The sequence below is a fragment of the Nonomuraea sp. NPDC050536 genome (assembly GCF_044457685.1).
GTDB lineage: Bacteria > Actinomycetota > Actinomycetes > Streptosporangiales > Streptosporangiaceae > Nonomuraea.
Genome location: NZ_JBITHD010000013.1, coordinates 239,885 through 252,616, shown reverse-complemented (window position 1 = coordinate 252,616; position 12,732 = coordinate 239,885). Strand labels below are relative to the sequence as shown.

Genomic DNA, 12,732 nt, shown 5'->3' with positions numbered 1-12,732 from the left:
CCTTAGTAGTCGCCCTCGACTGGGAAGGAGGTGACGGGGCGTGGCAGCTCGCGATGATGCTGAGGCTCGAGCCGCGCAGCGCGAACGGGAGGTCGCTGATCTCACAACACAGGTCTCCTTCCTCCAAGAGGAGATCACCGCGCTGAGGCGGAAGCTGGCCGAGTCACCCCGTCAGGCCAGAGTCCTCGAAGAACGTCTCCACGAGGCACAGGCGAATCTCGCGGCCGTGACAGGCCAGAACGAGCGCCTGGTGGCAACACTCAAGGAGGCCAGGGACCAGATCGTCGCCCTCAAGGAGGAGGTCGACCGGCTGGCGCAGCCGCCATCCGGTTTCGGCACCTTCCTGGAGGCCAGAGAAGACGGCACGATCGAGGTGTTCACCGGCGGACGCAAGCTGCGGGTGAACGTCAGCCCCGCCGTCGACGTCGACTCGCTCAGGCGTGGCCAGGAGGTCATGCTGAACGAGGCGCTCAACGTGGTCGAAGCGCTCGGCTACGAGTCCGTCGGCGAGATCGTGATGCTCAAGGAGATGCTGGAGGACGGCCAACGCGCCCTCGTCATCTCGCACGCGGACGAGGAACGCATCGTCCGCCTGGCCGAATCACTGGTCGGCCAGCCGATTAGGGCGGGCGACTCGCTGCTGCTGGAGCCGCGCTCCGGCTACGTCTACGAGCGCATCCCCAAGTCCGAAGTGGAAGAGCTGGTGCTGGAGGAGGTGCCGGACATCTCCTACGAGGAGATCGGCGGCCTCAGTCGGCAGATCGAGCAGATCAGGGACGCCATCGAGCTGCCCTACCTGCACGCCGACCTCTTCCGCGAGCACAAGCTCCGTCCCCCCAAGGGCGTGCTGCTGTACGGGCCTCCCGGTTGCGGCAAGACGCTCATCGCCAAGGCCGTCGCCAACTCGCTGGCCAAGCAGGTCGCCGAGCGCACCGGCCAGGAAGGCAAGAGCTTCTTCCTCAACATCAAGGGCCCGGAGCTGCTCAACAAGTACGTCGGTGAGACCGAGCGGCACATCCGGCTGGTCTTCCAGCGGGCGCGCGAGAAGGCCTCCGAGGGCACCCCGGTGATCGTGTTCTTCGACGAGATGGACTCGATCTTCCGGACCCGAGGATCGGGCGTGTCGTCCGACGTCGAGAACACCATCGTGCCCCAGCTGCTGTCGGAGATCGACGGCGTGGAGGGCCTGGAGAACGTCATCGTCATCGGTGCCTCCAACCGCGAGGACATGATCGACCCGGCGATCCTGCGGCCCGGCCGCCTGGACGTCAAGATCAAGATCGAGCGGCCGGACGCCGAAGCGGCCAAGGACATCTTCTCCAAGTACCTCATCACCGAGCTCCCGCTGCACCCGGACGACCTGGCCGAGCACAGCGACTCGCGCGCGGCCACCATCCACGGCATGATCCAGTCGGTCGTCGAGCGCATGTACACCGAGAGCGAGGAGAACCGCTTCCTCGAGGTGACCTACGCCAACGGCGACAAGGAAGTCCTGTACTTCAAGGACTTCAACTCCGGAGCGATGATCCAGAACATCGTCGACCGGGGCAAGAAGATGGCCATCAAGCAGTTCCTCGAAAGCGGGCAGAAGGGTCTGCGGGTGCAGCACCTGCTGACGGCCTGCGTCGACGAGTTCTCCGAGAACGAGGACCTGCCCAACACCACCAACCCCGACGACTGGGCCCGCATCTCCGGCAAGAAGGGCGAGCGGATCGTCTACATCCGCACGCTGGTCTCCGGAAAGCAGGGCACCGAGGCGGGTCGCTCCATCGACACGGTCGCCAACACCGGCCAGTACCTGTAGCCGTTTCATCGAAGGGCCGTGCGGGATCCTCTCCCGCACGGCCCTTTCGCTTGGGCCGCCGGCGCCCCTTCGCTTGTCCTGCCGTTCTGTCGCGCTGCTGCTGTACGGCAAGCCGCCCCACCGCCACCCGCTGCACTTCGGCCAGGCCTTGTCCAGGGAGACGCTCCTCCGGTGTTCTGTCGCGCTGCTGCTGTACGGCAAGCCGCCCCACCGCCAACCGCCGTACTTCGGCTGGGCCCTGTCCAGGGAGACGCTCCTCCGGTGATGCGGGGTTGCGCGCCGCCACGACGCACGGAACCGGCCTGGGCCGGACCCAGGCACCCACGAAGGCCCTCCCACGAGCCGGATACGCCGAAAGTCCTACGGCGGGTGAGGAAGACCGTGGTGCCCGGGTCATGGAGCGCCGTGGCGGTGAGCAAGCGTCACCGACTCGCCGGTAGCGCCGGTCGCGGGCCGTCAGCGCACGACGGCGGGCGGCCGGTGGGGCGGCTTGCCGTACCGGCTAGCAACCTGAGTTGACTATCGGAGGTGTAGTCAACTATGGTTGCTTGTATGCCCGAGGTTGAGAATCCCGCATCGCAGGACCCCGGTGACGGGCTGGCGGCCGTGGTGGCGTTGCGGCGCCTGGCCGACCAGCTGGAGGACGCCGCCGTCGAGCAGGCGATGCGTGCGGGATGGAGCTGGCCACTGGTCGCCGAGGCGCTCGGCATCACGCGCCAGGCAGTGCACAAGAAGCACGCCAAGCGGCTCATCGCCGCGGGCGTCACGCTGAGGAGACGACAGTGAGCGCGTTCGACAAGTACCTCCACACGATCATCGTCCAAGCGGGGGCCGAGGCACAGAAGGAGGGGTCGGCGACGGTCGAGGCGCAGCACCTGCTGCTGGCGATCGCCGCCAACTCCGGGAGTTCGGCCCAGCGGGTCCTGGCCGGGGCGGGGCTGGACGAGCGGGCCATCAGGGACGCGCTGGCGCGCGAGTTCGACCACAGCCTGGCCGTGGCCGGGGTGTCGCGCGCCGCCTTCGACCTGCCGCCCGCCACCCCCGACCACACCCGCGACCCGGACCTGGGCGCTTCGGCCAAGCTCGCCCTCGAGCGTGGCTTCGCCTCGGCCTCCCGCAAGCGGGACCTGCGCTCGGGCCACCTGCTCCTCGGTATCCTGCAGGCCGAGGTGGGCACTGTTCCCCGAGCCCTGGCCCTAGCCGGTACCGACCGCACCGCCCTCCTCGACGAGGTCCACCAAACCCTCACAAGCCCCACCCCCTAACCCTCAAGCCCAGCCCGTCGGCCTGCCCCCTCGCCCTCCGACCAGCGCTCCCGCCCGCCTCCCGCTGAGCGCGACCTGTCGCGCGGCCACACCCTCGCGGCTCGCGCCTCGGGCGTCGGGTGTGGGGAGTGGGGTGTGGGCGGGTGGTCTAGCTTCGCGCTTGGGCCGCTATCTCTTGCGCTGTCGCGCCTGGATGCCGCCCGCAATGCGTCCGCGCTGGAAGCCTGCGCTTCACGCAGCGGCAGGCGGTCACTCGCCCGTCGGCCGCTGACCCTCGCGCTGTCGCGCCTGGCTGGTCTCGCACTTCGTACGGGCTGGCGCTTCGCGCAGCGGCAGGCAGGCATTCGCGCGTTGCATGCTGGCCCTCGCGTTGTCGCGCTTGGCTGGCTCTCGCACTTCGCGCGGGCCGGCACTTCAAGTATTGGCCGGTCCTTCGGCGGCTCATGCACGCGTGGCACCTGCCGTCGCGGGCGGAATCTCGGGCGCAGCCGCCGATGGCGCTCACAGCCGCACCCAGGCAACAACCTCAGCCTGGCCAGGGCGCTGGGCCGGAAGCGGGGGGCGGCTTGCGTGCTCAGGACGCCACCCCCGTCCATCGGGCCCGGGACGCCACCCCCGTCCATCGGGCCTGGGACGCCGACCTTCAGGCCTCCGCTGCGAGCCGTAGTGCTTCGTGCGCCGCAGGCAAGGCTCTTGCGCTGACCAACCAAGACGACCCGCCGTGGATGCGGCGCGGTCGCGATGGCTCCTGCCCCGAAACGGAGGAGCCGGGTCCCGGGCATGCCCGGCTTCTCACCCCCCAAGTACCGCCAGAGAAAGGTGAAGTGATGACGAGCGACCAGCTAGCGCTGGACGTCGCAGGACTGCGGATGCGCTACGGCTCCACCGACGTCCTGCACGAGGTGACCTTCCGGGCCCGCCAAGGCGAAGTCCTGGCACTCCTGGGCCCGAACGGCGCGGGGAAGACCACCACGATCGAGATCCTGGAGGGCTTCCGGATGCGCTCGGCCGGCCGTATCCAGGTGCTGGGCACAGACCCGGCCAGGGGAGACGAGCGGTGGCGCGCCAGGCTGGGGATCGTGCTGCAGTCGTGGCGCGACCACGGCAAGTGGCGCGTACGCGAGCTGCTGGCCCACCAGGCCCGCTACTACCCCGACCCGTGGGACCCGGACAGGCTCATCGACGCGGTCGGGCTCACCGAGCACGCGGGCAAGAAGATCCGCACCCTGTCCGGCGGGCAGCGCAGGCGGCTCGACGTGGCGATCGGGATCGTGGGACGGCCCGAGGTGCTGTTCCTCGACGAGCCGACCGCCGCCTTCGACCCGGTGGCGCGCAGCGACTTCCACGACGTCGTACGGAGCCTGGACACCACGATCCTGCTGACCACGCACGACCTGGACGAGGCCGAGAAACTGGCCGACCGCATCGTCATCCTCGACGGCGGCCGCATCATCGCCGACGGCACCGCCGCCGAGCTGGCCCGCCAGATCGCCGGGCAGGACGAGGTCCGCTGGACGCTCGACGGGCGGCGCCGTGCCGAGTCGACGCCGGACTCCACCGCCTTCGTCCGCGAGCTGTTCGCCCAGTACGGCGAGCGGGTCAGGGAACTGGAGGTCCATCGGGCCTCCCTGGAGCAGACCTACCTGGCGCTGGTCCGCCAGGCCGAGAACGAGGGGACGAGGCGATGAATGCCTTCCGGCGCGGCCTGATCGAGCTGAGGCAGTCGTTCACCAACGTGGGCGACGTGCTCAACCACCTGCTGTGGCCCGTGATGACGCTGGCCGCCGTCTACTTCCTGCGCGACACCGGCTTCCGCGCCACCGGGCTGCCGCTCGGCACGCTGGCGCTGCCCAGCATCCTCGGGCTGAACGCGGCCATGGGCATGGTGAGCATGAGCCAGTACCTGACCGCCGACCGTGAGGACGGCACGCTGCTGCGGGCCAAGGCCACCCCGGGCGGCATGCGCGCCTACCTCGTCGGCAAGGTCGTCCTGGTGGCAGGGAGCGTCCTGGCCGATCTGGCGATCTTCCTGATCCCGGGCACGTTCCTCGTCGACGGGCTCCGCTTCGACGTCGTGGCGCTGGGCTGGGTGCTGGTGCTCGGGCTGGTCGCGAGCCTGCCGCTGGGCGCGGTGCTGGGATCGGCGTTCACCAGCGTGCGCAGCCAGGGGCTGCTCCAGCTGCCGATCTTCAGCCTGATCGCGATCTCCGGCATCTTCTACCCGGTCACCGCGCTGCCGGAGTGGGTGCAGGCCGTCGCCCAGGCGTTCCCGTTCTACTGGCTCGGCCTGGGCATGCGCTCGGCGCTGCTGCCCGATGCCGCGGTAGCCGTGGAGATCGGGCAGTCGTGGCGGCACCTGGAGACCGTCGCCGTACTGGGCGCGTGGGCGGTCCTCGGGCTGGTGCTGGCGCCGATCGTGCTGCGCAGGATGGCCAGGCGCGAGTCGGGATCCGTCGTGGCCGCCCGCCGCGAACGCGCCCTCCAGCGAGTGGTGTAACTGTACCGGTCAGCCGGTATAGTTTCAGGTGTGCCGAGACCGAGTTCGCGTGAACGCCTCCTCGACGCAGCCGGGGAAGTGCTGCTGACCCAGGGCGCCGGCGCGTTGACGCTGGAAGCCGTCGCCCAGCGGGCAGGAGTGTCCAAGGGCGGCCTGTTCTACCACTTCCCCACCAAACAGGCCCTCGTCGACGGGCTGGTGCGCCGCCTCACCGAGGCGTTCGACGCCGCGCTGGCCCAGGCGGGGGACAGACCGGGCGACTACCTGCGCTCCTACCTGGACGCCACTATCCCGGAGGAGCACACCGCCGTGCCCGCCGACCGGCTCACCGCGGCGCTCCTGGCCGGGATCCTGGTCGACCCGGCGGGCCTGGAGCCGCTCCGTCAGCGGTTCGCCGCCTGGCAGGACCGCCTCACCCGCGACGGACTCGACCCCGCCGCCGCCACCGCGATCCGGCTGGCCGTGGACGGCTGGTGGGCGGTCCGCATGTTCGGGCTCGGCGAGCCCGGGCCCGAACTGCACGCCCGCACCCGCCGCTACCTGCTGGAGCTGATCGAGCGTGCTCAGAACGACTAAGGCGCTGATGCTCGCCACCGACCTGGGGTTCGTCGCCTACTTCCTGGTCACCGGGTTAGGCCTCGTCCCGGCCGCGTGGGCGTTCGCCGACTACGGCGACCCGCTCATGGTGGCGTGGAACTGGTCCTTCCTCTGGATCGACCTGCTCGCCTCCGCCACCGGGCTGACCAGCCTGTGGCTGATGCGCAGGCGCTCGACCAGCGGCCCGCCGCTGATGCTCGTCTCGCTCGCGCTCACCATGGCCTCCGGGCTGATGGCGGTCGCGTTCTGGACCCTGCGCGGCGACTTCACGCTCCAGTGGTGGATCCCCAACCTCTACCTGCTGCTTTTCCCCTTGCCGGCCATGGCGCTGCTGGTACGGCGGGCCTTCTAGGCTGGCGATGTGCTCAGCAGCAACAGGCTCCGCATCCTGCTCGAGGTGTTCAGGACCGGCAGCATCGCCGGCGCCGCCCGGATACTGAAACTGTCGCCGTCGGCCGTCTCCCACCAGCTGTCCAAACTGGAGGACGAGGCCGGCGTCGGCCTGGTGGAACGCAACGCCCAGAGCCTGCGCCTGACCGAGGCGGGGCGGCGCCTGGCCATCCGGGCCCAGGAGGTCGTCGACATCATCGAGGCCGCCGAGAAGGACCTGCTCGCCCAGGCCCGGGTCGACGCGGGGCAGCTGCGGATCGGCTTCTTCGCCTCGGCCGGTTACCGGCTGCTGCCGCTCGCGCTGTCACGCTTCGCCGCCCGCTACCCCAGCGTCGCGCTCGACCTGGTGGAGGGCCAGCCGTACGAGCTGCTGCCCGACCTGGAGCGGGGCGCGCTCGACGTGCTGGTCGTCTTCGAGCACGCGCTCGACCCGTGGCAGTGCCCCGAAGGGGTCGAGGTGCTGCACCTGTTCGACGAGCCGCAGCTGCTGGTCGTCCCCACGGGCCACCAGGCCAGCCTCCGCCCCCGGGTACGGCTGGCCGACCTGGCCGCCGAACCCTGGATCACCACCTTCGGCGCCGAGCACCCGGTGTCGATCCTGGAGCGTGCCAGCACGCTGGAGGGCTTCACTCCGCAGATCCGCTGCCGCAGCGACCACTACGAGGTCACCATCGGCCTCGTCCGCGCCGGCCTCGGCGTCGCCCTGGTCCCCAGCCTCGGCCTCCAGGGCGTCACGGGCGTCGGGATCTGCCGCTTGGTCACCCCGCAACTCTTCCGCCGCATCGGCGTGGCCCGCCGACCCACCAACCCCAACCCCGCCGCCAGATCCTTCCTCGCCTACCTCCGCACCGCCGCCGCCCAACTCCGCAACTCCTTGGCCCCCGACCTCCGCTAACCCACCCTGCCACCACCAAACAACGCCCCGCCACGCATCCCAGCCGCGACATCCCCCTGAACCGACGCCCCTCCAGGCACGCCCACGCGCCCCGTACGGCCGGGCGACCAGCGCGCGGTTCAGGAGGGCTGGCAGAGCGACGGGAGCTGCGGCTAGGTGGTTTCTCCAGGCGTGGCGGTGGCGCTCTTCGCCCTGGTGGGGTCCACCCAAGGCGCCGCGTCGGCGAGACGTGGTACGCCGGTGTCCGGCGCCCCGTACGGCGGGCGACCGGAGCGCGTTGCGGGTATACCGCGCCGGGTTGGCGTTTTGGGTGGCTAGGGGTTGGGGGGTTGGGGGAGGTGGGAGAGGGTTAGGCCGGCTTGGCGTACTGCTGCGACGAGGGACTGGTCTGAGCCGGGTGGGCCCGAGGCGAGGACCGCGTAGGCCAGGCCGCCCATGATGCCGACGTCCGTGCGGATGCCGTCATCCGTGCCCGTCTTGTTGGCTATCCAGGCCGCCTCCTGGTCGTGGCGTACCAGGGCGGGGACCAGGCCGTGGTCGGTGTTGGCGAGCATCCACTCGCGCAACTGCACCTGCCAGCCCTGCCCGCCCGCCACCAGGGCCGCCAGGCCCGCCAGCTCCGACGCCGTGCCGAGCGCGAACGTCGGCGGGTCGGCGTCCGTGCGGGGCTCCCTGATGCGGTCGAGCAGGCGGGTACAGGTCAGGCCCAGAGCGGCCGCGGCGGCGTTGACGCGGTCCAGGCCCACGCGGCGGAGCAGCGCGTTCGTGGCGGTGTTGTCGCTGACGGCAGCCGTCAGCAGGGCCAGGTCGCCCACCGTCCACTGCCGCTGCGACAGCCCCAGCAGCAGCCCCGAGCCGCCGCAGTAGTCGTCGTCCTCCAGCGCCACGCGCTCCTCGGCGTCCAGGATGCCGCCCTCGAGGCTCATCGCCACCTCGGCCAGCAGCAGCAGCTTGCCCACGCTCGCCAGCGGCAACTCCACATCTTCATGTACGCCAAGGAGCAGCCCGCCCGGCTCGCCCACGGCCCGTACGGCTACCGCCAGCGTCCCCGGGCACTCGGCCGCGACCTCCGCGATCCGCGCCACCGCATCCACGTACCCTGCCTCCGTTCGTAGCGCCCCCTTTCCTTCCACCTCAGAGACCTCCACCGATCCTCATGGGGTCACCACGGTTCCAGGGCGGGCGGGGGTGACCGTGCCGTCCTGGACGGCGATCCGGCCCGCGACCACGACCGTGTGCAGCCCGACCGGCGGCAGCAGCGGCTCAGCGTACGTGGCGCCGTCGGCGATCGTGCGAGGGTCGAAGAGGACGAGATCCGCGTGCGCCCCGTCCCTGAGGACGCCGCGGTCCGTGAGGCCGAAGCGGTCAGCGGCCATGCCGGTCATCTTGTGGATCGCCGTTTCGAGCGAGATCAGGGACTGCTCCCTGACGTAGCGCCCGAGCACCCGCGGGAAGGTCCCCGCCAGACGCGGGTGCGGATGGCCGGGCTTGGGCACGCCGTCCGAACCGATCATGGAGAAGTCGCTGGCCAGCACCCGCCGCACGTCGTCCTCGCGCATCGAGTGGCTGATGATGGTCACCTCGCCGTCCTCCGCGAGCAGCAGGTCCGCCGCGGCGTCCAGAGGGTCGCCGCCCAGCGAGGCGATCGTGCGGCCCTCCACCGACGGGTTCCGTACGGCGCAGGCCACCGAGATCCGGTCCCAGCCGCCGTTGCCCACCGTGTTCTCCCAGCCGGGGACACCGTCCGAGATCGCCTGACGCATGCGGTCCCGCTCGGCGGCCGAACGCAGGCGGCGCAGCAGGGCCTGGGTGCCGCCGGAGTTGGCCCAGGGCGGGAGCATCGCCGACAGCGACGTCGACGCCTCCGTGTAGGGGTAGACGTCGCAGGTGAGGTCCATGCCCGAGGAGCGCAGCGAGGCGATCGTGACCAGCGTCCGCTCGGTACGGCCCCAGGCGTGCTTGCCCGCCGTCTTGTGGTGCGAGACGTGCAGCGCCGCGCCGCTCCTGCGGGCGATCTGCACCGCCTCCTCCAGCGCCTCCTCCACGCGCGCCATCTCGTCGCGCAGGTGCGTCACGTACGGCTTGCCGTGCCGCGCCGCCACCTTCGCCAGCGCGACCACCTCGTCCGTGCCGCCGTACGTGCCCGGCGTGTAGATGAGCCCGGTCGACAGCCCGGCCGCGCCCTGCGCCAGCGCCTCGTCGAGCAGCGAGCACATCATGTCCAGCTCGTACGGCGAGGCCGCCCGATCCTCGTAGCCCACCACGCCCGCGCGGAGCGTGCCGTGCCCGACGAGCGAGGCCAGATGGTTCGACCGGGGAGCGCTCCCATGAGCCGCCGCAAACCCCGAAAAGTCGCGAAAAATCGGGACGTCGCCGCCGAAGCCTGCCCGGCTGGACCCGCGCATGTCCGGAATCCGCTCCGGTAGCGCGGGAAACAGCCCGGACCCGCAGTTGCCGCAGATCTCCACGGTCACGCCCATCCGGACCGGCGCCACGGCCAGCTCCCACGCGTCGGGACCCAGCAGCGTCACCGCGTCGGAGTGCGTGTGCACGTCGATGAACCCGGGCGCCACGACCAGCCCCTCGGCCTCGACGGTCTCCGCCGCGGTCCGCCGTACCAGGTCGGCCCGCGGGGGAAGCAGCACCACGCGGCCCTCGCGCACGCCCACGTCGGCGGGACGCAGGGGAGAGCCGGTGCCGTCGGCGAGCAGGGCACCGCGTATCAACAGGTCGAGGTTCAAAGCACCTGCCCCAGGAAGGCGCGGGTGCGCTCGTGGCGCGGGCTGGACAGGACCTCGCGGGGCGGGCCCTCCTCGACGATCACACCGTCGTCGACGAACACCAGGTGATCACCCGCCTCCCTGGCGAAGCCCATCTCGTGCGTCACCACGATCATCGTGATGCCGCTGGTGGCCAGGTCGCGCATGACAGTCAGTACCTCCTGCACCAGCTCCGGGTCGAGGGCGCTGGTCGGCTCGTCGAACAGCATCACCTTGGGGTCCATGGCCAGGCTGCGGGCGATGGCCACCCGCTGCTGCTGGCCGCCCGACAGCTGCGCCGGGTAGTGGTGGGCGCGGTCGGCCAGCCCGACCCGGTCCAGCAGCTCGCGCGCCCGCTGGGTCGCCTGGGCGCGCGGGGTGCGCAGCACCGAGCAGGGACCCTCGATCACGTTCTCCAGCGCAGTCATGTGGGGGAACAGGTGGAAGCGCTGGAACACCATACCGATCTTCCTGCGCTGGAGGCACAGCTCCTCAGGCCGCAGCAGGTGCAGCTTGTCGCCCTGCTCGCGGTAGCCGATCAGCTCGCCGTCCACCCAGATCCTGCCCGAGTCGATCGTCTCGAGCCGGTTGACGCAGCGCAGCAGCGTCGACTTGCCCGAGCCCGACGGGCCCACCACGCACACCACGCCGCCCTCGGGCACCTCCAGGCTGACGCCCTTGAGCACCTCGACCGGCCCGAACCGCTTGCGGACCGACTGGATCCTCACCATGGTCATGACGCCTCACCCCGGCTGAACCGCTTCTCCAGGAAGTGCTGGCCCACGCTGGCCACGCTGGTCAGCACCACGTACCAGACGGACGCCACGATCAGCAGCGCGATCACCTCGAAGTTCCCCAGATAGATGCGCTGCGACACGGTCAGCAGCTCCGCGCCCGCGATCACCGACACCATCGACGTGGTCTTCAGCATCGAGATGAACTGGTTGCCCGTCGGCGGGATGATCACCCGCATCGCCTGCGGCAGCACCACCCGCCGCAGGATCTTCCTGTGCGACATGCCCAGCGACTCGGCCGCCTCCCGCTGGCCCGGGTCGACCGAGCGGATGCCCGCCCTGACGATCTCGGCCATGTAGGCACCCTCGTTGATCGTCAGGCCGAGGGCCGCCGCCACGAACGGCGTGATGACCATGTTGGCCTGCCAGTGCACGAACATCGGCCCGCCGAACGGCACGCCGATACCGATCACCGGGAACACCAGCCCGATGTTGAACCAGAAGATCAGCTGCACCAGCAGCGGCGTGCCGCGGAAGAACCACGTGTACAGGGCGGACGCGCCGCGCAGCACCGGGCTGTCCGACAGCTGCATCACCGCGGCCAGCACGCCGAGCGCCACCCCGAGCACCATCGACAGCAGCGTCAGCGCGATCGTCACCAGCAGCCCGCCCAGGATCCTGGGATCGAACAGGTAGTCGACGATCACGTCCCAGTGCAGGTTCTCGTTGACGATGATCGTGTAGGCCAGCCAGATCAGCACCAGCCCGGCCACCGCGGCGGCCACCATGCGGCCCGGCCGCCGCGGCTTGACCGCGTCGATCGGCAATTCGGTCATGACGCGCCGGTGTTGATCGTGACCTTCGGCACCGCGTTGGCGGCCGTGCCGTACTTGTCGAGGATCTTCTTGTACTCGCCGCTGTCGACCAGCTCCTGCAGCGCCTTGGCCACCGCGTCGCGCAGCGCCGGGTTGCGCTTGTCGATCGCGATGCCCCACGGGCCGGCGTCGTACTGCTCGGACAGCACGTCGTACTTGCCGGTGTCCTTGGCGTACATGTGGCCGACGGGGGAGTCGACGATCGTGGCCACGGTGCGGCCCGAGTCGATCGTGAGCAGGCCGGTCGGGGCGTCCTCGCTCTGCATGATCTGCATCTTCTGCGCGCACTTCTCGTTCTGCCGCATGCCGATGTCCAGGTTCGAGCTGCCCTTGGCCAGCACGACCTTCTTGCCGCACAGGTCCTCGAGAGTCTTGATGCCCTCGGGGTTGCCCTTCTTGACCATGATCGAGCCGCCGGCGTTGAAGTAGTCGACGAAGTCGACCGCCTTGCGGCGCTGCTCGGTGTCACTGAGCGAGGACATCGCGACATCCCACCGCCCGCCCTGCAGGCCCGGGATCAGGCCGTCGAAGGCGGCGTTGGTCGTCTTGACCGTCAGCCCGAGCCGGCCCGCGATGGCCGCGGCGAGGTCGATGTCGACGCCGGTCAGCTCCTGTGTACCCGGCTTGTACATCTCCATCGGCGGATAGCCTTCCGAGGTCGCCATCCGCAGCTCGCCCGACTGGCGGACCTGATCGGGCACGAGCTCCTTGGCGCTCTTGCCCGCCGACGACGCGTCCACGTGTGCGGCCGTGCCCGAGTTGGACCTGCCGCAGCCGGCGCTCAGCGCGCAGATCGCGGCGACCGCGATGACCAGGTGTTTTCGCATGGCCGACATGCTGACCGGACCCGTCTCGGCAGCCCAACGAACGTGAACGCTTACGGCTCTGACCCTCGAATCCGTCGATGCTCGTGAAA

General features: G+C 70.3%; 14 protein-coding genes. 9 read left to right on the top strand and 5 right to left on the bottom strand.

The genetic code is table 11. The features are described 5' to 3' along the window. Positions 1–40: 40 nt before the first annotated feature. The 9 genes from arc (at position 41) to ACIBHX_RS32860 (ending at position 7,448) form a co-directional block, all read left to right on the top strand. Positions 41–1,804: a proteasome ATPase gene (gene arc, locus ACIBHX_RS32900; RefSeq protein ID WP_397071255.1), complete on the top strand. Its 1,764-nt coding sequence runs from the start codon at positions 41–43 to the stop codon at positions 1,802–1,804. A 73-nt stretch (positions 1,805–1,877) separates the two neighbouring features. Next, the gene (locus ACIBHX_RS32895) at positions 1,878–2,069 is read left to right on the top strand and encodes a hypothetical protein (protein WP_397071254.1); all 192 of its coding nucleotides are present in this window, start codon (positions 1,878–1,880) and stop codon (positions 2,067–2,069) included. Between the two features lie 275 nt (positions 2,070–2,344). Further along, a complete protein-coding gene (locus ACIBHX_RS32890) occupies positions 2,345–2,590 on the top strand; it encodes a hypothetical protein (RefSeq protein WP_397071253.1) in 246 nt (81 codons plus the stop codon). Next, the gene (locus tag ACIBHX_RS32885; RefSeq protein WP_397071252.1) at positions 2,587–3,069 is read left to right on the top strand and encodes a Clp protease N-terminal domain-containing protein; all 483 of its coding nucleotides are present in this window, start codon (positions 2,587–2,589) and stop codon (positions 3,067–3,069) included. Before ACIBHX_RS32890 ends, ACIBHX_RS32885 begins: the two co-directional genes overlap by 4 nt. 827 nt (positions 3,070–3,896) lie before the next feature. Next, positions 3,897–4,757 (top strand): ABC transporter ATP-binding protein, encoded by an 861-nt coding sequence (locus ACIBHX_RS32880; RefSeq protein ID WP_397071251.1) that lies wholly within the window; start codon positions 3,897–3,899, stop codon positions 4,755–4,757. Further along, on the top strand, positions 4,754–5,566 hold the full coding sequence (locus ACIBHX_RS32875) for an ABC transporter permease (RefSeq protein ID WP_397071250.1): 813 nt from the start codon (positions 4,754–4,756) through the stop codon (positions 5,564–5,566). The genes ACIBHX_RS32880 and ACIBHX_RS32875 overlap by 4 nt, the downstream gene beginning before the upstream one ends. A gap of 30 nt (positions 5,567–5,596) precedes the next feature. Continuing rightward, on the top strand, positions 5,597–6,142 hold the full coding sequence (locus ACIBHX_RS32870; RefSeq protein ID WP_397071249.1) for a TetR/AcrR family transcriptional regulator: 546 nt from the start codon (positions 5,597–5,599) through the stop codon (positions 6,140–6,142). Beyond that, a complete protein-coding gene (locus ACIBHX_RS32865) occupies positions 6,126–6,515 on the top strand; it encodes a DUF5360 family protein (protein WP_397071248.1) in 390 nt (129 codons plus the stop codon). Before ACIBHX_RS32870 ends, ACIBHX_RS32865 begins: the two co-directional genes overlap by 17 nt. Positions 6,516–6,524: 9 nt before the next feature. Beyond that, the gene (locus tag ACIBHX_RS32860; protein ID WP_397071247.1) at positions 6,525–7,448 is read left to right on the top strand and encodes a LysR family transcriptional regulator; all 924 of its coding nucleotides are present in this window, start codon (positions 6,525–6,527) and stop codon (positions 7,446–7,448) included. A gap of 314 nt (positions 7,449–7,762) precedes the next feature. Here the strand turns inward: ACIBHX_RS32860 and ACIBHX_RS32855 are convergent, their stop codons facing one another. Genes ACIBHX_RS32855 through ACIBHX_RS32835 form a run of 5 tightly spaced genes read right to left on the bottom strand, consistent with a single transcriptional unit; the run spans position 7,763 to position 12,643 of the window. Further along, a complete protein-coding gene (locus tag ACIBHX_RS32855; RefSeq protein ID WP_397071246.1) occupies positions 7,763–8,542 on the bottom strand; it encodes a serine hydrolase in 780 nt (259 codons plus the stop codon). Between the two features lie 60 nt (positions 8,543–8,602). After that, complete coding sequence (locus ACIBHX_RS32850; RefSeq protein ID WP_397071245.1) at positions 8,603–10,189, bottom strand: amidohydrolase family protein; 1,587 nt, start codon at positions 10,187–10,189, stop codon at positions 8,603–8,605. Continuing rightward, the gene (locus tag ACIBHX_RS32845; protein ID WP_397071244.1) at positions 10,186–10,944 is read right to left on the bottom strand and encodes an amino acid ABC transporter ATP-binding protein; all 759 of its coding nucleotides are present in this window, start codon (positions 10,942–10,944) and stop codon (positions 10,186–10,188) included. The genes ACIBHX_RS32850 and ACIBHX_RS32845 overlap by 4 nt, the downstream gene beginning before the upstream one ends. Beyond that, complete coding sequence (locus ACIBHX_RS32840) at positions 10,941–11,777, bottom strand: amino acid ABC transporter permease (RefSeq protein ID WP_397071243.1); 837 nt, start codon at positions 11,775–11,777, stop codon at positions 10,941–10,943. Before ACIBHX_RS32840 ends, ACIBHX_RS32845 begins: the two co-directional genes overlap by 4 nt. Then, positions 11,774–12,643, bottom strand: coding sequence for an ABC transporter substrate-binding protein (locus tag ACIBHX_RS32835; protein WP_397071242.1), 870 nt, complete (start codon positions 12,641–12,643; stop codon positions 11,774–11,776). Before ACIBHX_RS32835 ends, ACIBHX_RS32840 begins: the two co-directional genes overlap by 4 nt. Between the last annotated feature and the right edge of the window lie 89 nt (positions 12,644–12,732).

Coding starts and splice junctions, on each gene's coding strand:
- ACIBHX_RS32890 (WP_397071253.1), top strand. CDS start 2,345: ATGGTTGCTTGTATGCCCGAGGTTGAGAATCCCGCATCGCAGGACCCC.
- ACIBHX_RS32880 (WP_397071251.1), top strand. CDS start 3,897: ATGACGAGCGACCAGCTAGCGCTGGACGTCGCAGGACTGCGGATGCGC.
- ACIBHX_RS32875 (WP_397071250.1), top strand. CDS start 4,754: ATGAATGCCTTCCGGCGCGGCCTGATCGAGCTGAGGCAGTCGTTCACC.
- ACIBHX_RS32845 (WP_397071244.1), bottom strand. CDS start 10,944: ATGACCATGGTGAGGATCCAGTCGGTCCGCAAGCGGTTCGGGCCGGTC.
- ACIBHX_RS32840 (WP_397071243.1), bottom strand. CDS start 11,777: ATGACCGAATTGCCGATCGACGCGGTCAAGCCGCGGCGGCCGGGCCGC.
- ACIBHX_RS32835 (WP_397071242.1), bottom strand. CDS start 12,643: ATGCGAAAACACCTGGTCATCGCGGTCGCCGCGATCTGCGCGCTGAGC.